Annotated in this window: 12 protein-coding genes; 3 read left to right on the forward strand and 9 right to left on the reverse strand. The window is 54.5% G+C overall.

Annotation, left to right across the window (positions count from 1 at the left end):
* Positions 1 to 21: 21 nt before the first annotated feature.
* Positions 22 to 2,772, forward strand: a complete 2,751-nt coding sequence (locus FHG12_RS16275) for a sensor histidine kinase (RefSeq protein WP_139516731.1) — start codon at positions 22 to 24, stop codon at positions 2,770 to 2,772.
* 63 nt (positions 2,773 to 2,835) lie between these two features.
* Here FHG12_RS16275 and FHG12_RS16280 read toward each other — a convergent pair whose 3' ends face one another.
* Complete coding sequence (locus FHG12_RS16280; RefSeq protein ID WP_139516732.1) at positions 2,836 to 4,902, reverse strand: hypothetical protein; 2,067 nt, start codon at positions 4,900 to 4,902, stop codon at positions 2,836 to 2,838.
* Between the two features lie 567 nt (positions 4,903 to 5,469).
* On the opposite strand from FHG12_RS16280, the gene FHG12_RS16285 reads away from it, so the two are divergent.
* Positions 5,470 to 7,275 carry a glycoside hydrolase family 15 protein gene (locus tag FHG12_RS16285; protein ID WP_139516733.1) on the forward strand — a complete coding sequence of 602 codons (1,806 nt, stop codon included), beginning with the start codon at positions 5,470 to 5,472 and terminating at the stop codon, positions 7,273 to 7,275.
* Between the two features lie 167 nt (positions 7,276 to 7,442).
* On the opposite strand, the gene FHG12_RS16290 is transcribed toward FHG12_RS16285, so the two are convergent.
* Positions 7,443 to 9,617, reverse strand: coding sequence for a bifunctional alpha,alpha-trehalose-phosphate synthase (UDP-forming)/trehalose-phosphatase (locus FHG12_RS16290; RefSeq protein ID WP_139516734.1), 2,175 nt, complete (start codon positions 9,615 to 9,617; stop codon positions 7,443 to 7,445).
* Positions 9,618 to 9,986: 369 nt separating this feature from the next.
* Positions 9,987 to 10,229, reverse strand: a complete 243-nt coding sequence (locus FHG12_RS16295; RefSeq protein WP_139516735.1) for a KGG domain-containing protein — start codon at positions 10,227 to 10,229, stop codon at positions 9,987 to 9,989.
* Positions 10,230 to 10,820: 591 nt separating this feature from the next.
* Here FHG12_RS16295 and FHG12_RS16300 point away from each other — a divergent pair.
* Complete coding sequence (locus FHG12_RS16300; RefSeq protein ID WP_139516736.1) at positions 10,821 to 11,186, forward strand: STAS domain-containing protein; 366 nt, start codon at positions 10,821 to 10,823, stop codon at positions 11,184 to 11,186.
* A gap of 752 nt (positions 11,187 to 11,938) precedes the next feature.
* Here FHG12_RS16300 and FHG12_RS16305 read toward each other — a convergent pair.
* The 6 genes from FHG12_RS16305 to FHG12_RS16330 all read right to left on the reverse strand — a co-directional run bounded on the left by FHG12_RS16305 (position 11,939) and on the right by FHG12_RS16330 (position 20,295).
* On the reverse strand, positions 11,939 to 12,382 hold the full coding sequence (locus FHG12_RS16305; RefSeq protein ID WP_139516737.1) for a hypothetical protein: 444 nt from the start codon (positions 12,380 to 12,382) through the stop codon (positions 11,939 to 11,941).
* A gap of 61 nt (positions 12,383 to 12,443) precedes the next feature.
* Positions 12,444 to 12,863: a hypothetical protein gene (locus FHG12_RS16310; RefSeq protein ID WP_139516738.1), complete on the reverse strand. Its 420-nt coding sequence runs from the start codon at positions 12,861 to 12,863 to the stop codon at positions 12,444 to 12,446.
* A gap of 428 nt (positions 12,864 to 13,291) precedes the next feature.
* Positions 13,292 to 13,576, reverse strand: a complete 285-nt coding sequence (locus FHG12_RS16315) for a hypothetical protein (RefSeq protein WP_139516739.1) — start codon at positions 13,574 to 13,576, stop codon at positions 13,292 to 13,294.
* Between the two features lie 740 nt (positions 13,577 to 14,316).
* Positions 14,317 to 14,904: a hypothetical protein gene (locus tag FHG12_RS16320; RefSeq protein WP_139516740.1), complete on the reverse strand. Its 588-nt coding sequence runs from the start codon at positions 14,902 to 14,904 to the stop codon at positions 14,317 to 14,319.
* Between the two features lie 392 nt (positions 14,905 to 15,296).
* Positions 15,297 to 18,164, reverse strand: coding sequence for a TIM-barrel domain-containing protein (locus FHG12_RS16325; RefSeq protein WP_139516741.1), 2,868 nt, complete (start codon positions 18,162 to 18,164; stop codon positions 15,297 to 15,299).
* Positions 18,165 to 18,213: 49 nt separating this feature from the next.
* Positions 18,214 to 20,295 (reverse strand): beta-galactosidase, encoded by a 2,082-nt coding sequence (locus FHG12_RS16330; RefSeq protein ID WP_230471158.1) that lies wholly within the window; start codon positions 20,293 to 20,295, stop codon positions 18,214 to 18,216.
* Positions 20,296 to 20,340: the final 45 nt, after the last annotated feature.

The following is a 20,340-nucleotide window of genomic DNA, read 5'->3' on the forward strand; positions in this document are numbered from 1 at the left end:
TTGATTCTAGAGCCCAGTGGCATGAGCGAGTCCCATTCCGAATCGTCTACCTCGTTGCACGACGCGCTGGAGCAGCTCCGCGCCCGTGCCGACCGGCGCCGGCACCTCGTGACGCAGGTTGTGGACGTCGAGCACTCGTCGATGGACGTGCAGCGCCTCGTGCAGGAGTTGCAGGTGCACCAGATTGAGCTGGAAATGCAGTACGAAGAGTTGCTGCGGGCCCAGGCCGAAACCGAAGTCCTGCGCGTGCAATACGTTGATCTCTATGACTTTGCGCCCGTGGGCTACTTCACCCTCGACGCCCACGGCCTGATCCAGCAGCTCAACATCTGCGCCAGCCAGCAGTTGGGCACCGTGCGCCAACGCCTGCAAGGGCGCCGGTTTGCGTTGTTTGTGGCGCCCGATCATCGGTTGCTGTTCAATCTGTTCCTGACCAAAGCGCTCACGGCTGACCACCGCCAGACCTGCGAAGTGGAAATGCTGCGCGAAGACGGCAAGAGCTTTTTCGCCCAGCTCGAAGCCCTGGCTACCCCTGGCTTCGATGCCGAACGGCCTTCGCAGCACTGCCGGGTGGCAGTCATCGACATCACGGCCCGTCGCAAAGCCACCGAAGACCTGCGAGCCAGCGAAGCGCGGTTTCGCCGCCTTTTCGAGCAGAGTAACGACGCGGTGGTGCTGCTGCGCAACGAGCGCTACATCGACTGCAACGACGCAGCCATGCATCTGCTAGGCACCTCCGACAAAAGTCACATCATCGGGCAGCCGGCCTGGGCGCATTGTCCGGTAGTGCAACCTAACGGTATGAAAACCAAGGTGTTATTTCAGGAAAGCATCCAGCGGGCTAAAGAAGTCGGTTCGGAGCGCTGCGAAGTCCTGATGCACCGCAGTTCGGGTGAGGAAATCTGGGTGGAGTCGGTGATTACGCTGATTCAGGACGTCGACGAAGAAATCCTCATTCACATGGTGTGGCGCAACGTAACGGCCCAAAAACGCGAGCGCCAGCTCCGCCAAGCAAGCGAAGAAGGCCTGCGACTCGCCTTGGAGGCCTCTAATTCTGGCGTGTGGTCGTGGGAGTTCAGCTCCGACGAGTTGCGGTGGGACGAGCGCGCTCAAGCGAGCTTTGGGTTAGCGTTGGGGCCGGGGCCGGTGCCATTCGACGTGTTGCAGCAGGCCATTCACCCCGACGATTTGCCAACCGTTACCCACGCCTTTCAACGCTCCATCAAGCAGCGCACGCCCTTCGAGCTAGACTACCGCGTGCTGTGGCCCGACGGATCGGTACACTTCGTGTCGGCGCGGGGGAAGGTTTTTTACGACGAAGCCAACAAGCCCGTCCGGTTTACGGGCCTGATGCGCGACGAAACCGATCAGCGCGAGGCCGAGGAAGACCTGCGCTACCAACACCGCTTGCTGGGGCGCATTTTGCAAAACCTGCCGGTGGTGCTGCTGCGCCTGTCGCCGCAGGGCGAAATACTGGAAATGTCGGGCGCCGGGTTGCAGCGCATGGGCAGCCACGACAACGAAGCCCGAGGAGCCAACATTTACGAGGCGTTCCCGATGCTTACGGAGCCCATGCGAGCCTTGCTGGGCGGCGAGCCGGTCACCTTCATCGGCCACTACGACCTCAACGGGTACAATGCTTTCTACCAGAACTTCGGCTTCTTCGACGAGCAAAAGGGGTGGGGCGTGCTGTTTTCCATCGACATCACCGATTCGGAAATCTCCCGCTACCACCTGCGCGAAGAAAAAGAGTTTTCGCGCAGCCTGCTCGACAACAGCATCGACGCCCTGGTAGCGCTCGACTGTGAGGCCCGCATCACGGCCTGGAACCGCGTAGCCGCGTCGTTTTCCAACTTGTCGGAAGAGCAGGCGCTGGGGCAAAGCGTGTACGACGTCTATCCACACCTCAATACCCCCGAAGGCCGCGTGCTCATGCAACGCGTGATGGCTGGCGAAGAAGTGCAGATGCTGGGGTACCGCTTCCACCACCGGCCGGGATTTTTCGATGCCTTCCTGACGCCTCTGAAAGGGCAGGACGACGCGGTAACCGGTACGCTCATCACCATCCGCGACGTGACCGAGCGCAACCGCATGGAAGAGGAGAACACGCGCCTCAAGCTGCGCCAGCAGCAGGAAGTGCTGTCGGCTATCATGAGCACGCAAGAGGCTGAGCGTAAGCGTATTTCAGAGGCGTTGCACAACGGCGTAGGCCAACTGCTGTACGCCACCAAGCTCCACATCGAAAACCATTCCTCCAACATCCAGAAGCACACAGCGGCCCTGGCGCTGCTGGAAGAAGCCATCACGGCCACGCGCAACATTTCCTTCGAGCTGACGCCGGGCGTGCTGGAAGATTTCGGTCTGAAAAGCGGGCTCCAGGAGTTGGTAAAGCGCATTCCGAAAACCAGCCTCGACGTGCACCTGCACTTGGTGGGCCTGAGTAAAAAGCGCCCCAAGCTGGTCGAAACGGCCATTTACCGCATGGTGCAGGAGCTGCTCAACAACATCATGAAGCACGCCCAGGCCAAGGAAGTGTTTGTGCACGTGGTACACGAAGACCACCAAGTGCTCATTTCCGTCGAAGACGACGGCGTGGGCTTTGAGGTGCGAGAAGACGTGCCCATGCGCGGCATCGGGCTGGCCGGCATCCGCAACCGCGTCGACCTGCTCGGCGGCACGCTCACCATCGATTCGCGCCCCGGCCGCGGCACCATCGTCAGCATCGAAATTACGCTGAAGAAGGACAAGGAAGACGGGAAAAAAGCGAAGTAGTTACGCAAAACAGCCAGACCTACTGATCTGGCTGTTTTGCGTAACAATTTGATTATTAAATAATTACAATCTTACCCCAATGCCTGGTCCCAAGAGGAAGAAAGGCCGGCCCGTGGAGAGCAAATACCCGCCGCCCAGGTAGAGCGGAAAAGTAAGCTTGGCGTCGCGGCGGGTAGGGTAGATGGAGCCCAGCACCACAATGCCTAAGTCGCGGTTGCCGCCGGTTTTGCTCAGGTCGAAAGCGTTGAGGGCCACAAAGCCCGCCCCGACTTTGTAGGGCCGCAGGCGGTTGATTTTTTCAGGGTGATAAAAGCTGAGCTGCCCCAGCATGGCCAGCGAAATGCCCCCGAATGAGGTGTAGCTCGGCTCGCCTTTGTACTTGGTGAGCAAGCCGCCGGGAAAGCTGACGTCGATGTCGAACTTGACGCGCCGCCGCAGTACCAGCTCCAGCTTTTGGGTGAAGCCAGGCTCCTGGTATTGGCCCTGGTTATGCTTTACGGTGATGATAATCGTGCTCCAGTCGTCCAGATCGTAGGTTTTGCGCGAGTTGAGCAGGTTGTTGAGGCTGATGTTGCCGACCTGGCACTGCTTGTCTTGGTAGAAAGCCGCGCGCACCGAATTGTCGCCGGGGCACACCACAATGTTGTCGACGGTGCGCATCTCAATCAGCTCGCCCTTGCTGTTTTGGGTGCGGATGTCGAAGGTCAGGTATTGCTTGCCGTAGAGCTGGTTTTCGGTGTCGATGCCGTTGCTGTTGAAGCTGAACACGACGTCGCTGATGACGCGGTTGTAGAGTACCGGCCCGTTGAGGCGGTTGATGGTGCGGGCGCCTTCGCCGAAGTTGACGGCCACAAAATCGAGAGGGTGGGGGCGCTGGAACTCCTTCACGCTGAGGTTATACCCCGTCGGCTGGCCCGCGTTGAAAATGGTAATGCGCTTCTTGTCGATGGTCACCGGAATCTGGACGCGGTACACCACCGCCGCATCCGAGCGCACCGACGAGTCGGAGGGCACCACCGCCAGATCTTCGAAATGAAAGCGGGCCCGCTGCAACGATTCGCCTTCGAGGCGCACGTCCACGGTTTCGCCGGGGTTCACGGCCAGGTTGGTGCTCCAGTCGCCGCCGCGATGCCGCACGCTCACGGCCGAAACCGTTGTTTTGGGCGAAATATTGAAGTTGGTGATGTATTTGGGCAGGTCGTTTTCCTTGATGTAAAGGTAGCCCTCGGTTTGGCGGTGAGTGTTGTATACGCGCAGCCAGCACAGCACGCGGTCGTTGGTGAGGTACTGGCGCGTAAACAGCTCGGCCATCAGGGCGCCACCCGCTTCTTCTTGATCTTCAACGCGGTACGTGTGCTTTAGGTCGAAGGTGCGGCCGTTGTCCAGGATGATTTCCACGCCGCGGCGCCGGGCGGCATCGTCGAGGGTCACCTCTTTTTTGTCGACGCTCAAAAAGCGCAACCGGCTAGCTTTCACCGTAAACTCCTGCCGGACCGGCGCCAGCGCGTAGCTCACCCGGCGGCCGTTTTCAATCAGGAAGGGGCGCTCGGTTTGGGGGCGCAGCGTGAGCACGCGGTTGCCGAGGGCGTTGGGCAGCACATGCAGATGCAGCACGCCGTTTTCCTGCGTGAGGCGGTAGTCGATATCCTGGCCCTTGGTCCAGTCGCTGGACACGCGCACGTTTTTGGGGTTGTTGCTGCTGATTTCGAATACCTTTTCTTCGCCTACATACAGTTCCGTATCGGTAGGCTTAAAGGCGATGGTAGTGCGCGTAACCGGCAGTAAATTAACGACTTGCGTACGCGTGAGCAACCGCCCGGCGCTGTCGGCATTTTGGGCAAACGTGAGCTTAAGAAACCGGGCCGCCGTGAGTTCTTTAAAGCGAATTTTGGCGCGGTAATGCCCATCAACGGCCGTCATCGAGTCCACCATCACAAAATCGGCGGAGCGGGTGAGGCGCAGCGGATTTCGCGGATCGAAGGCGATCGGGTAAGCCAGCACCTCGGCAGTTTCGTCTTCCTGCCGGTAGTAGAAGTAAAGGTTCGGTTCGCCCTGCACGGCGATGGTGTTGCGGCTAAGCGCGTAGTTGGAGGTGTCGGTGCGAAGCACCAAATCGCGCAGCAGAGGCATTTTGCCGGGCATCTGAGCCGCTGCTGACGAAGTTAAACCCAACCAAAGGAGCCAGACCAGCGCAACCCCAACACCACCGCGAAAACCCGAGAAATAGCGCACGCAACAAGCAAAGTCAATAGTGAGCAACCAGCAACCGATTATCCAGATCGGCTTAAGCTGGCAAAGTTAGGCGCTGCAAAGCTCGCAGGAAAAGGAAAAGTACTATTCGGGGCAAAAAAATACCTCATCCATTCGCGTCGGGCAATGCCCTGATCAGTAGCCCCTTGTTGCGAGCCGGATTCTGTTGATCGGAGAAAATATGGGCTTCTCAACGCTGCGTATTTGCCTAAAGAAGCGGAATGTCGGTGTTGGTTAATTAATATTTTATATGCATATAATATGCTGATTATCAATTAGTTGCTTATAAGAGTGAGAGGGCTCGCAGCATGCATAAGCCGTGGGCGAACATGCTGGCTGCCAGAGAGCCTTGTGCCAGGGCAAGGCAACCCAGGCATTGCCAATAGGGTACACTTGCTGAAAACCGCACCGAACGGTTCGGCTGGAAACCCGAATTCTCCTTGGCAAATGAGTACACATCCCGACCTGAACATCAAGCATACCTACGACATGGGCTTGATTGGCAACTGCGCTTATCTGGCTCTCATTAAGAAAGATACCTCCGTTTCGTGGCTGTGCTGGCCGCGCTTCGACAGCAGCTTCGTGTTCGGTAGCCTGCTCGATACCGAGAAGGGCGGCGAATACAGCATCAAACCCGCCGTGGGCGACTTTTCGACGCACCAGTACTACCTCGAAAACACCAACGTGCTGTGCACCGAAGTAGAGTGCGCCACTGGCCGCTACCGCGTCACGGATTTTGCCCCGCGCTTCCCGCAGTACGACCGCTACTACAAGCCCCTGATGTTTATTCGGAAGGTGGAACCCCTTGCTGGTGAGCCGGTTATCTGCGTTACCTGTAACCCGGTGGGCGATTACGGAAAAATTCAGCTCAGCCGCCGGCGCAGCTCCAACCACATCGCGTTTCTGGGGCTGGAAGAAGAAGTGCGGCTGACAACGGACATTCCGCTGACCTATGTGCTTGATAGGCAGTCATTTGTCCTGAATGAAACGCGCTACCTCGTTATGACTTATGGGGCGCCGCTGGAGGCTCCTCTGGATAGCACGGCCGAGCGTTTTCTGCGCGAAACCGTTCAGTATTGGCTGCGGTGGGTGAAAAGCACGAGCATCAGCAACTTCTACCAGACGCAGGTGATACGCTCGGCGCTGGCCCTCAAAATCCACCAGTACGAAGACACGGGCGCCATCATTGCGGCCACCACTACGTCGTTGCCCGAAGCGCCCGGCAGCGGCCGCAACTGGGACTACCGCTTCTGCTGGATGCGCGATACGTACTATATTCTCACGGCCTTCAACAACATCGGCCACTTCGAGGAGCTGGAGCGATACTTTCACTACATCGCCAACATTTCCGCCAAAATCCACGACAAGTACCAGCCGCTTTACGGCATCAGCGGTACCTCCGAACTCATTGAGAAAGAGCTGGATCACTTGGAGGGCTACCGCGGCAACAAGCCCGTGCGCATCGGCAACGATGCCTACACGCACATCCAAAACGACGTGTACGGACAAGTATTGGTGGCCCTCTTGCCCCTCTACGTCGACAAGCGCTTTGTAAACCCCGAGCGCGCCAACCCCGAGAAGCTGCTCGCCGAAGCCCTCAACATGATCAAGGCGACCATGAATATTCCGGATGCCGGTTTGTGGGAGTTTCGCAACATCGCGCAGTACCACTGCTACACCTACCTGTTCCATTGGGCCGGTAGCAACGCCGCCCGCAAAGTGGCGCGCAGCCTGCGCAACCCCGAAATGGAAGCCTTGGCCAACGAACTGATTCGGGAGTCAGCCCAGAAAATCGAGGATTGCTTCGACCCTAAGCGCGGTGCCTATACCAACGCCATTGGTTCGCCGCACCTCGACGCCAGCACCATTCAGCTCATCATGATGGGCTACCTCGACCCAGCCTCCGATGTGGCCAACACCCACTTAGAAGCCCTTGAAAAAGAGCTAAAAACGCCCGAAGGTCTGTTCTACCGCTATCGCCACGCCGACGACTTTGGCACGCCCGAAACCACGTTTCTCATCTGCTCTTTCTGGTACGTGGAGGCGCTAGCCTGCGTAGGCCGCGTAGCCGACGCAATCCGGGAATTTGAAAAGCTGATTACGTACACCAACCACCTCGGCCTGCTCAGCGAGGACGTGGACGCGCGCACCGGCAGCCAGTGGGGCAATTTTCCGCAGGCCTATAGCCACGTAGGTCTCGTAAATGCCGCCTACCGCATCGCTAAAAAGCTGGACACCCCGAATTTTGTGTAAATATTTGACTGATAAGTATTTATACTTGATAGGTAAATTCTGTATACAGAATTAAAGTAAGCCCCGATAATGCAACAAGCCCTTTTCCTACAGCATGTTATGTGCAGTAAGAAAAGGGCTTGTTGCTTATAAGACCGACGTGCAGTACGCAGGCCGTGGCTGTGTTTCTATAGCAAGCTCCGCAGTAGACGCCGCGCATCTTCGTGCGTGTCGATGTGGAAGCGTGCCAGCGAGCGCCAGGTGCTGCCTACCTTCACGGTGTAGGCTTCGGGCGGCATGGCCCCGAAGGTATCTTCGTCGGTGCGGTCATCGCCGATGGCCAGGATGAAATCGGGCTCGTACGTGGATAGCCAGCGCGTAGCCGCTGCCCCTTTGTTGATGCCCGCATTCTTGATCTCGATCACCTTGTTGCCTTCCAGCACCTGCAAATCGGTGTTGCTGGCCAGGAAGTTGAGGTGATTAACCAACTCTCGCGCCCGCGTGGCGCCCAACTCCGGATCGACGCGGCGGTAGTGCCAGACCAGGGAAAAGTCTTTTTCCTCGATGAAAGCGCCCGTCGTGCGGCCCACGCTCAACTCCAGAATCGGGCGAATTTCACGCTTCCAATCGCTGCGCAAAGGCTGAAATAAGGTCCAGTCGCCTTCTTTTGCCTTCAGCCACACGCCGTGCTCGGCAATAAAATCGATAGACAAATCGCCCAGCCATTGCTGCAAAGTAGCGCGGTCGCGGCCACTGATCACGACCACCCGGTTGCGCTCATCGGCGCTGAGCTGGCGCAGTAAGTCGAGCAGATCGGCGTCCGGCTTTGCGCGTTGCGGGTCGCGGGTGAAAGCGGCCAGTGTGCCATCGTAATCCAGCAACAGCAGTCGGTTGGTTGCCTGCGCGTATTCTGCGCGCATCTGTTGCTGATCCTGCGCACTAAACGCGGCGGTGGCCAGAGTTAGCTGCTTGTTTTTGCTGTAGAACAAGCGATTCATAAACAGCTCCACCCAATGATGCACATTGTATTGGCGCACAAGGGCTTGCATGCTTTCCATGCGCTGCACTTGTTCCTCTTCGGGCATCGTCAAGGCCTCGTGCATGACCTCGGCCAGTTGAATCGTATCGGTAGGGTTGATGATGAGGGCATCCGAAAGTTCACGGGCCGCGCCGGCCCGCTCACTCAGGATCAGCACGCCCTGCTGGCCTTCTTTGCTGGCCACAAACTCCTTGGCTACCAGGTTCATACCGTCGCGCATGGGCGTTACCAAGGCTACATCGGCCAAGCGGTATAGTGCCGAGAGCTCCTCGAGCGGGTAGGAGCGGTAGAAATACTGAATCGGAGTCCAGGTGATGCTGCTATATGCCGCGTTGATGCGGCCGACCAATTCGTCAATTTCCTCCTTAAGCGATTGATATTGAGCTACCTGATCACGCGAGGGTACCACTACCATCAGCAGCGTGACTTTGCCGCGCCATTCGGGGTGCCGTTGTAGGAGCAAGTCGTAGGCTTTTAGCCGTTCGGCAATCCCCTTCGTGTAGTCGAGGCGGTCGATGGACAGGATCACGCGCACTTCCTGCAACGCCTCGCGGTATTGTCGGATGTGCCCGGCCGCCTCTTCGGAAGCAGCTGTAGTGGCATACTTTTCATAGTCGATGCCCATCGGAAACGAGTCGACTACTACGCTGCGGTTGCCCAGCTCCACGATGCCGTTCTGGCTCGTTGCGCCCAGCAGGTGCGAGACGGCGCTCAGAAAATGGCGCATGTAGCCAAAGGTGTGGAAACCAATGAGATCGGCGCCCAGCATGCCCTCCAACAATTCTTTGCTCCACGGAATAACGCGCAGCAACTCATAGGAAGGAAAGGGGATGTGCAGGAAAAAGCCGATGCTGCTTTCAGGCCGCGCCTTGCGCAGCATCTGGGGCAGCAACAGCAGCTGGTAGTCGTGCACCCAGATGGTATCATCGGGGCCGGCCAGTTCCAGCACCGCGTGGCAGAATTTCTCGTTTACGGCCCGGTAGGTTTCCCATTGGGTTAGGTCATAAACGGCGTATTGGGAGAAGTAGTGGAAAGTAGGCCAGAGCGTTTCGTTGCTGAAGCCTTCGTAAAAACCCTTGATTTCGGCATCGGTCAGAAACACCGGCCGCATGCTATCGGCGTGTAGCTGCTCCACGACGTGTTGCTGTTCATCTTCGCCCTCAATGCTCAGGCCTGGCCAGCCCACCCACACATTATCATCTGATTTGTAAATGGATCCCAACCCCGTGGCCAAACCACCTTCGCTGGGGGTAAAAGAAAGTACGGAAGCCGTCCGTTGGACTTTGGTAGGCAGACGGTTAGAGACAATAATTGTTCGAGACATACAGGCTTGTATTCGTGGAAAATTGGCCGGCGCCGTTGAGAAGTAAGAGTTGAAGCGCGGAATTTGTTACGGTCGGGAGCCAACTTGGGCGCTGGAACAGCGCAAGCACCATAAGGCGCTGCATCAGCGCAACGCCAATCACCAGTTTGCACGGTCGATTGGTGTTGCGCGTTAAAATCTATTAACTGGTCTTGCCAACTACTTCATCCTTCCCGGTAACCTGCTATGCTATACGGCTTTGCCAACATAATGATTGGCAATACTTTGTATCTGGGCCCCGATTATAAAACAAGCCCCCGCGTCGGACGCGGGGGCTTGTTTGGTGTCGACTAAGCAGTTGTAAGTGCTCAGTCGTTACATCATAGTAGCTTAACGGATGGCACCGCCCTGGTTGCTCCGTCCACGACTTGCTTGACCCCCCTTACGGCCAGCTTCGCGTGCTTCTTCTGATGTAAACCGATGACCCCGACCGCTTTCGTGCGAAGCTTTGCCGCCTTCACTGGCAATGCGACGCTGCTGAGCTGGGTCCATGGCTGCAAAGCCGCGAAGGCTCTTGCGCGATCCGTTGGTTTGGCCATTGCCGGTGTTGCGGGTTTGGTTGGTAGTAATCATAGCTGTGGTGTTTAGAACAGGGTGAATGAGTAATAGGGATTAGGCTGTTTAACGTAGCCGCCAAACTAAGATAGATCGTAAATCCAGAAAAAAGCCTGTAAATCCTTAAAATACCACTATTTACTGAGGCGCTTGTGCGTAGTTCGCCAAGCTCAAGCGGGATATATACTTGGTTAGCTCAACTGCATATGCGTATGCCCAAGCGGCGCATTTTGAGGTAGCAGGCGTAAGGGTGCGCAGGATCGTTTTAATTGGGTGTTTGCCTGCAAGCAGATATAATTAAACTAACAATCCGCTCTGTGCTTTAGCTGGCTGAGCATGTGGTTTGCCTGAGTAATGCTAGGGCAATGTAGTCATTCTTTGTGAAGGGTAATTGGGTGCCAAAAATTGCCTGTTGAGGTTCTAATTCAAGAAGTTATGCATGCATACTGTAGTATGCTTAAGCATTTTGCTAGCCTTGAGCTAAGTTGATTCCTTATACAATTACCAGCTAAATCAACAAACTGAAGCGTAAAGCTGGCTTTTGAAATAGTAGGAATAATCTTGGAACTATCTTGAATCGGATAGGCTTAGAGGAAAAAAATTATTGATATGGTTCAAGTTTTCCGCGTTTCACTTCCTGAGAGCTATTTATTGATTCTCAACCCTGATTCAACGGCTAACGGATTTGCCATCTTGGCGCGTGCGCTTTACCGAGCTAGTCGTAGTGGCAAGCCCGCCGTGTGCGTCGATTGTAGCTTACTAACAGAGATGCCCGACGATGCCATCGAACTGCTGCTGAGCTACCATTATCATTTCTCTAGCAAAGGGCTGAACCTAGTGCTCTGCCATGTGTGCCCTGCTATTCGCAAGCTCCTGAGCGAACGTGGATTGAGTGCCTGCCCACCCATACTGCCTTCGCTACTCGATGCTGGACAGCTCTCTGCTCTGAAAGAGGAAGCAGTGTTAGTTGCTTAGCTTTTGCGAGGCGCAATTTGTTGTCCCGTTAGGTTTACACGGGACAGGAAACCTTCTTAAGGCAAACACGTACCAGTAACGGTCTTCTGCGTCTTTATGATAAGCGTTATTATATATAGTATTTTGCATATGTATAAAACACTTTCCTATAGCAATGCAACCGGCTGTTTATCAGTTAGTTGATGGCCTGCGTGAGTCCTGTGTATATATAGAAAAAAATATATTTGCTTTTTATAGGGGTAATAGAGTGATAACTATACCGTACGCAAGCAATGCAGTACAGCCTCACTAGCGGAGGAACCAAGCACGCATACAAACTCTATCCTGCGTATAAATACCGCGTTACCGGGAAACAAGTCGGATAGCATTTCGCAAACATCCTTGTGTTTTCCCGTATATAATTACCAAGCTGAAAATGAGGAGAAGGAGAATTACACAGATTGGCTTTGCGTATGTATGTAGAGGTAGAAAAAGTAGATCAGGATACGCTTACCGTGGCCATTCGCCGGAGCCGAAGCCACGCCGATTGTTGGCGTAAGCTCTTGGCGCGCTCAGTTTGCGATACGCTTGGCCCCACTTTGGTAGCCCAATTTATCGAAGACTGCTATCTGCTGGCTCACCCTTGGGAGCGTAAACGGGTTGGCCGCAGGGCCATTGCAGCGGCTGTGCAAATGGCTTTAGGCCTAAAACCCAGTTGGGGATAGTTCAGTGCAACCCATTGATTATCTGATTATTATATATAGGGCGCTAAACTAGTGTTTGGGTATCAGGGTGCCTGAATCTTGGGAAACTAGCCACGCATGGGCTTCGGCGCTGGTGTTGAAATACTTAAAGGAAAAAAAGCCAAACACGGCATCCCCGACGGCATGGGCCGCGGCACGTCCGGCTTCTTTCTGGCTTTCCAAGATGGCACATTGGCTATAACCTGCTTCGCGTATGGCCCGCGGAATCCATTCGTGCGCTAGCCACTGCTGTACCTCTGGCGCCATAGGTTGGCGAAGCGTATGATTGGTCAATAATTTGGTAGTGCGATGCCGTTTCAGAGCGGCGAGGGTATGTTCGTAAATGCCGCCTAAGTCAGCGGCAGTAGCGTCGGCGTCCGTCCAGTCGAGGCGGACGTAGCCACCCGAACAATAAAGGATGGTGCAAAGTGAATTGTGAAAATATACGTTCAGCGTATCGGCAGCGCTAGTCATTGACAAAAGGCGATAGAGTCCCGCTAATACGGCGGGAGTGGTGTAATACTAAATGCAGGAATTAGTTATGGCTTCGCAACCAAGCGATGCCCTCTTCAACAGCCGAGCTATAATGAAAAGTAAGCTGTTGAGAGCTGACTGAAATAATGGCTTTGACCGCCAAGCGCGTAAGGGGCTGGTGGCTTTCCACTACCGCGCAATAGGCCCAGCCCGTAGCGAGTACGGTAGAAGGAATCCATTCGTCCGTCATCCATTTTTGCACATCCAACGGAATGGGCTGCCGATGGTCATGGATGCTCAAGATTTTACGCAGCCCATAGCGCTTGAGAGCCGCCGCCACTTGCTGGTAAGTCTCACGCACTTCGGCGCTTGTAGCACGTGCGTTTTTCCAGTCCAGACGAAGGTACCCGTCCGGATGGCAGACTACGTTGCAAAGTGCACTGCTGGTGTAAGTTATCTCCTTGGTAAAAGGTAGACTCATAACTCAAAGAGAAGGTAAAACGATCTTACTTGCAAATGAAATAGGGCGCATAAAAAGAGTGCAGGCGCTAGCACTCAAGTGCTAACCTTCTGCTGATAGCTTGCCACCTAAGTAGTGAGAAAACTCACCGCATAGGGGGGAAATGATTCATACGGATGCGGGGGACAAGAGGCGCGAAAGGCGAGCCGTGCTTCGTTGCATACGAAAGTACCGTATCCAACGCACTTTATGAGCCTCCTTCGCCGGGTTCTGTTTGCTTCCGCTCGGCCAGTTTTCCTTAAGCAGCTATCCAGCACCAACATCCATATGTACGTCGGCTGGGCGGCGTCGAAAAACATGCCAGCTCCGATAAGCAGCATGAAAAAGGCCAGCAGCAGAGCCCGGTTTTAGCTACTGCCGCTGGCCTTTTTAGTGGGGCCGATAATTTACTAGGCGTTGAGCAGCGGGTAAACCACGCCCAATAGTTGATCGCGTAATGCCATGGCAGGCAGACGCTTGCGTTGTGGCAAGAGCCGCACCAGCGTCCAGAAGCTGGCAGAATATTCTTCTGCTTGCTTGGCGGGCAATTGCTCTTCGTTCCAGTTGTTCAGCTCAGCAAATACCTCAGTAGCAATCTGTTGCAGCCGTTTTTGGCCAGCCGACTTACTCATGTCCACTTGCTTAATGGCGTCTGCGTGCGCACGAAGCGCGGCTAAGTTTACGGTAGTGTTCATGGGCGCGACTGTAAGGTGTGTGTGAAGAGTGAGAGAGTAACCGTTTGTTGCATAGCGAATTATTTGAAGATGAAAGTTGATATACTGCAAGGAGCACCTCAGCCATTTGCTGGCCAGAAGCAAACGAGTTCGCCCAGCAAACCCAGCAAAACGACTAGAATAAGGGCAGTTTCAATGAACCGGTTAGGAGAGGGTTGGGCTTCGTTGTGGTTCAGCATGCTTCAATTAATCGTAGAATTATTCAATTTTTGGGCTTCCGCAAGAGGTAATTAATTCAAAAATATTCGGGTAATGAAAATTCAGTTGTCAAAAACTATTCCCGTTTTTAATTATCAGCCTGTTATTTGAAAAATTCAAAATATTATAAGCTTGTTTCAATGCATAATGATTTGTACTAGCTCGAGTATAAATATGGTTTTTTATACAAAGATGTGTGAATGAGCGTGTTGTAAATAAATTCTTGTTTTCGTTACACTTGATCAAATGTTGCTACACACGAATGTGGGCGTTTGCATAACTTCAAATGTAAATATTATTTTCTTAAAGTTGGAAATGAAATGCAGTAGTTTTTCTGGCAAATTTTTAGGCGATTTATTAGCCTGCTATACGGCTTCGAAGCGTTTACTGGATTGCGCTACGTATGAGTAGAATACAGAAAGTGCCCGGCAAAGGCAGGATTCAGCCAATTATTGGCCTCTGCATTTGCCGGGCACTAAAGCTCGGGGAGAATCTGCTTCTGCTTACCGGCGCGGTAAGGTGATGGTTCGGTGGGACGGCGTGACGGTTTGAGCTGCTTTCTGCTCGTCGGCGCGCCGCTGGTTGGTCAGTTTAGTGCTCCACAAATACACGGTGGCGTCATTGGTGAGCGGGCTTTCTTCGTAGCCCAAGTAAACTTTTTTGCCCGTCCAAGAGCGCTTTTCGGTGTGCTCGTTGGCTTGAAAGCCAGTCCCGTAAAGCTCCGTAAAATGATCGAGCAGCGCCCGGCTGTTGGTGTAGCCTTTCGTAGTGAGGCGGACGCTGGTAAGCTTGCCTTTGTAGAAGAAATAGAGCAGGGTAGCTACTTGCGCATTGCCAAGTGCCTTGGAATCGGTGGTGCGGCGGTAAATCTTGGTCTGACCAGTGGTTTCTACCAGTACCAAGTGCTTGACTGCCGAAACAGGGGTTTCAAATTTCAGATCCTGAAAGCCATAAGTCTGATCTAGCTTCTGCAGGTCGACTGCAGGGGCAGCAGCGGTCTCCTCCATTTCTGAAATCTGCTGGGCAAACGACGCAGTGGAGCAGAGTGAGGCAGCAAGGAGTGCAAAAAGCAAGGGCAAACGATTGATCATGCGAGTAAACGAAGTATAAATTGAAATCCTGGAGAGGCTGATGAAGTACGTTTTTACACGCATCGATAACACACAAACGCACTCTAAACAAGCCACATCGGTGCAAAGCTAAACCGATTAGTTTCTTCCAAAGACAGGTAAATGCTGACAATCTAGTCTTGTAAGACTATAAGCTTCTGAGTATAAGTCACTAAAAAAGTTGAGAAGTGATTGCAAGAGGCAAAGCTTAGCGTGTAGTTTCCCAACCAAGGCATGGCCCACATTCCAGCTGCTCTTACTAAAGAAATGACAGGGGATCAGCTTTTTATTTGGTCTTATAAGACACTGTATATCAGATGGTTGCCAGTAGGCGCGCCGAATTGTTATTTCCGTAAAGCTTAACAGAAACCCGGTTATTCCATCTTGACGATTACAGCGCTGCCCGAGTACGGAATCGGATTTCCCGATGCAGCATCAAGGTTGAAGGCGGTGGGTTTGTCCTTGCTGACCCACACCACGCGGAAGGAGCGCTGAGTTGGCATGCCGGGGAAGGTGCCCTTGCGCTCGCCAATCGTGAGGGATTTATCTTTTTCGCTGTAGCTAAAGGGAATCACTGCCGAGGCGCCCTTTTCGTAATTGTAATTGACGTTTTCGTCTTCGTACAGCGAAAACTGCGCGTCCTTGCCCGTGTACACATACAGCGTGATGGGGTCGGCGGGTTTTTCGGTCGTGTACTGGATTTCGGGGCCGAAGGGAATGATCGAGCCTTCGCGCACAAACAACGGCATGCGCTCCAACGGCGCGTTTTCAGTAATCGACTGGCCGCCAGTGTGGTAGGCGCCGCTGTAAAAGTTGAACCAACCCGTAGCGGCCGGCAAATAGAGCTTGCGACTGCGCGCCTGATAATCTGTAACGGGCGCCACGAGCAAGCTAGGGCCAAACATAAACTCGTCGGCGATGCTTTTCACGGCTGCGTCGCCGCCAAAATCCATCATCAGGCCGCGCATAATGGTGGCATTCTGGTAGTGCGTCTGGCCGGCCAGCGAGTAGATGTACGGCATAAGGCGGTAACGCAACTTGTTGTAATACAACATGCTCTGGTAAGCCGGATGCGTTTCCGGCGCAATGTTGTAGATCTCGCGGTACGGAAACTGGCCGTGCACCCGAAACAGTGGGCAGAAAGCGCCAAACTGGTACCACCGCGCATTCAATTCGCGCCACTCTTCCAGGTCTTTGGCATTGGGTTTTTCATAACGCCGTTCCACGGCAAAGCCGCCAATGTCCGTCGTCCAGTACGGAATGCCCGCCATGGAAAAGTTGAGGCCGGCCGGAATCTGATTCTTAAAGTCTTCCCAGCGCGAACCAATGTCGCCGCTCCAGATGGCCGCCGCGTAGCGTTGCGAACCAGCGTAGCCCGAGCGCGTCAGCAGAAACACACGCTGGTTGGGGACGGTCTTGCGCTGGCCTTCGTAAATCCCCTTCGCGTTTTGCAGCGGAAAACCGTTGAAATATTGCGTCGAAGAGCCCAAGTAAGTCGGCGTCATCAGCTCCTTGCGCGTCTGCACGTTGGTGTTGGAGTAGATGTCGGGCTCGGAAGCATCCATCCACCACGCGTCGATGCCTTTGGTGAACAGCTTGGTGTTCATCAGGTTCCAAAACGCGGCGCGTGCCTGCGGATTGAAGGCGTCGTAAAACGTGGACGTGTAGCCCGGCGCAATCCAATCTTTGGTGCGGTTAGCGATGTTACGCTTATACAGGAAGCCCTCGGCGTTGAAGTCGTTATAAACCGGGATGCCTTCGTAAATCTTCGCCCACACCGAAATCATGAAGTGCAGATTGTCGCGCTCATGCAGCGTCTTGATCATGCTTACCGGGTCGGGGAAACGACTGGGATCAAACTCTTGGCTGCCCCACTCGGCGGGCTTCCAGTACGACCAGTCCAGTACGATGTTGTCGATCGGAATGCGGCGTTTGCGAAATTCGGCGGCAGTGGTCAATATCTCTTCCTGCGTCTTGTAGCGCTCGCGGCTTTGCCAAAAACCCATAGCCCATTTCGGCATGATGGGGGCCGGTCCCGTGAGCTGCCGATAGCCACTGATGACCTCATCGGGCGTGTTGCCCTGCACGAAATAGTAGTTCAGGTCGTGGCTGGCTTCCGACTTAAAGCCGTATTCGTGAGCACTTTGCCCTTGCAGCGGACTCAGCCATTTTAGCCCTAAGTAGGACTCGCCGCCGTCGGGGTTCCACTCCAGCCTGATCGGGTATTTCTGGCCTTTGACCATGTTTAACTCAATCACCGAAGTGCCTGGGTTCCAGGCCTGCCGCCACTTATCGACCACCAGTTTTCCGCCGATGTACAGCTTTGCGTAGCCCGCATTTTTGAGCAGGAAATGGTGCAAACCCGTCGTGCCCGATTCGATGCTGCCTTCCCAGGTTGCCAGCACGTCGCCGAGTTTTACGTTGGCCGGGAAGTTCTTCTGGTCTTCCAAATACTCGTAATTGATGATCGACTCCGGTCGTTGCACCACTACTTCGCTGGGCTTGTTTTTGTTGAAGTAGGTCGCCGTCAGCCAGCCTTCGTTGCCTTCTTTCGAATAAAGCTTTAGGGTCGTAAGCGGTTCATAATCACGCGTATCGCCGACTTTGGTGATGGAGTAATTATCCCAGAGAATGCCGTAGTTTCGGCTTGATAGCAGAAACGGCACGGCCACGTCGGTATTGTTCTGGGCTAGCTCCACTTGCTGGCCACGGTAGTTCATCACGCCGTTTTGGTGCTGCCCCAGGCCATACAGTCCTTCGCCGGAGGGCGAATCGAACACCTGTTGCACTTGGTAAAACTGCTGCCCATCGGCCACCACCGGCGTGAAAACCTTGCCGCCGTTTTTACGCTCTTGCAAGATGGTTTTGCCCTTCGGATCGGTGAAAGCAAGTTCGCCCGTCGCAAGCGACACCGTAACGTTCAGCGCAGCCGTACTGATCACGCCCTGGCCCTTCTTTTCCTTGTATTGCCACTTCGCGCGCGGCCCCGTCTGGGCCACTACCATCAGGCTTTTGTCGGACGACACGCTGTCCAACGGGCTGGCTTGCACATGCATAATCTTGTCCGACACCACCTGCAACCGAACGGTGCGGACGGCTTGGTCATTTGCCTGGGGCAGGTGAATCACGATTCCGTCGGCCTGCTTCTCAACTTTAGCCGTCTGGGCGATAGCCGAAAAAGCCGGCGCAAGGCAAAGGGGTATCAGGAAGTAGCGACGGAAAGTACGTGATTGTGGCTTCATAATAAGTATTTGATTATCAATTACTTGTAAATAATCAATAAAGCTCATTTTATTTTTCTTCCACAATCTGCATGCCCCAGGGCGCCAGTTGCAACTGCTGGTTTTTGGCGATGGCAGCGTTGGAGAACAGCTCTTTGCCAGCGCCGTAGGGGTACGGCACCGAGCCCGGCTCGGCAGAGTAGTTGAAGTAATAATGCACCGTTTTCTTCTGCTGATTCACACCGGATTTGGTGATGAGCGGAAACCGAATAGCCTGGTCAGGGCCCCAGAGATCGGCTTTTTTCACGGCATCGGCGACTATCTTTTCCGTTACTGCGGTGCTCGTTCCGCAGCCTATGTAAGTAGCCAAGCCCTTGCCGTAGCGGTTTTCGGTGATGGCGGCGTACTTGCCCCACACCGGGTGATCGTAGGTGGCCAGCACCTTTGCCGTGGTCGGTGTGAGCAGCTCCATCCAGGTCGTAACACGGTTATTTTCAGCGCCTACCTGATACGGATCGCCTTTCAACGCCACCTTCACGGGAATGGTAAACTGGCTGAAACTCACCCCGCAGGCTTCCGTGATAACGCCCGGTTGCCGCGTGGTGCGCACCTTCACGTTTTCGTCGGAGAAACCGCTTTTGTACGTGTACACTACATGGCCGCCGTTCTGCACAAAGCGGTTCATTCGCTCCAGCAAGCTATTCGGGGCCGCGTATAAAGCAGGCACAATCAGCAGCTTATAACTTTCCAGGTTGGTGCTGGACGGGTCCACGAAGTCGCAGCCCACGTTCTGGCGGTACAGCGCGTCGTAGAGCGGCCGCAACACGTCGTTGTAGGTTTCTCGCGTACCCCAGCCAAACCCGAACCACTTAAAAGCCGTTAGGGCTTCGTTGCTGAAGAGAATAGCTACCTTGTTGGTTTTCTGGAGGTTAACCAAATGCGAGCCGAGTCGGTTGAAATCCTGCCCGATGGTTTTGGCTTCGTCGTAGGTTGGGTTCGGCTCGAAGTCGTGGCTGAGCAAGCCCTTCCAGTAGGTTTCGGCCGAGTTGTGAATGGAGTGCCAATGCCAGTATTCCAGCATGTTAGCCCCCGAGGCCAAGTGGCTGAATGCCTGCAAGCGCAGCTGCCCAGGGTAGGGCACCCACTGCGGAAAGCCCTGGGCTTCGGTTTCCAGCACCAAGTAATTCTGGCCGCCCTTCATGGAGCGCGTCACGTCGCCACCAAAGGAAATTTCGGTGCCTGTAAGCTGGTCCTGGCTGGGATGGTAGATGTCGATGCCAGCTATGTCGAGCGCTTTGGCCGCCGCAAAATGATCCACATCGGGCTGAATACCAAAGGAATAGCCCCGCCAATCTAAGTCAAAGTTCTGGGTGATAAACTGGTTCGGCTTCTTGTACTCACGCACGATGCCGGCCTGCCAAGCCAGGTAATCCGTCACCAGCTGGCGCTGAAACTTAGAAAATTCGCTGCCCAAGCTGGCGTTAATGGTGCCCACCGTAGACGGAAAATCTTCCCAGCTGTTGATGCGGTTGCTCCAGTAATCCAGGCCGTAGGCCTTGTTGATGACGTCCAGGGATTTGTACTTGGTCTGCATGTACTGCACAAACAGCTTCTGCACCGCCGGCCCCACGGTGTTGTAAGCTTTAGTCTCATTATCAACCTGATAGCCTATGATGGCCGGATGGTTTTTGACGTGTCCCAGCATCGCCCGAATCACCAACTCAGCATGGCGGCGGAAGTCAGGATTGGTGATGTCCATATTTTGCCGCGCACCATATTGGTTTTGCCCAGTGGGCGTGATAGCCAGCACCGCCGGGTATTTGCGCACTAGCCACGTGGGCACGGCGTACGTAGGCGTACCAATAATTACTTGAATATCAGCCTTGTGCATGGCGTTGAGCACGCGGTCGATGTGCGAAAAATCGAACACGCCTTCCTGCGGTTCCACCGTGCTCCATGTCGATTCGGCAATGCGCACCACGTTGATGCCCGCCGCTTTCATCATCTGCACGTCCTTGTCGAGGCGCTCGTAGGGCATGTACTCGTCGTAGTAGGCCACGCCGTATAGTAGCTTTTTTTGCTTAGGCATTTGTGCCACAACGCTTTGGGCCAGCGCGATCAGAAGCAACAAGACAAGGAGCAGTCGATTCATCTACCTAAAGTCAAGGACAGAAATTGGTGACAGCGTGTCAAAACC

The sequence above is a fragment of the Hymenobacter jejuensis genome (assembly GCF_006337165.1).
Classification (GTDB): Bacteria; Bacteroidota; Bacteroidia; order Cytophagales; family Hymenobacteraceae; genus Hymenobacter; species Hymenobacter jejuensis.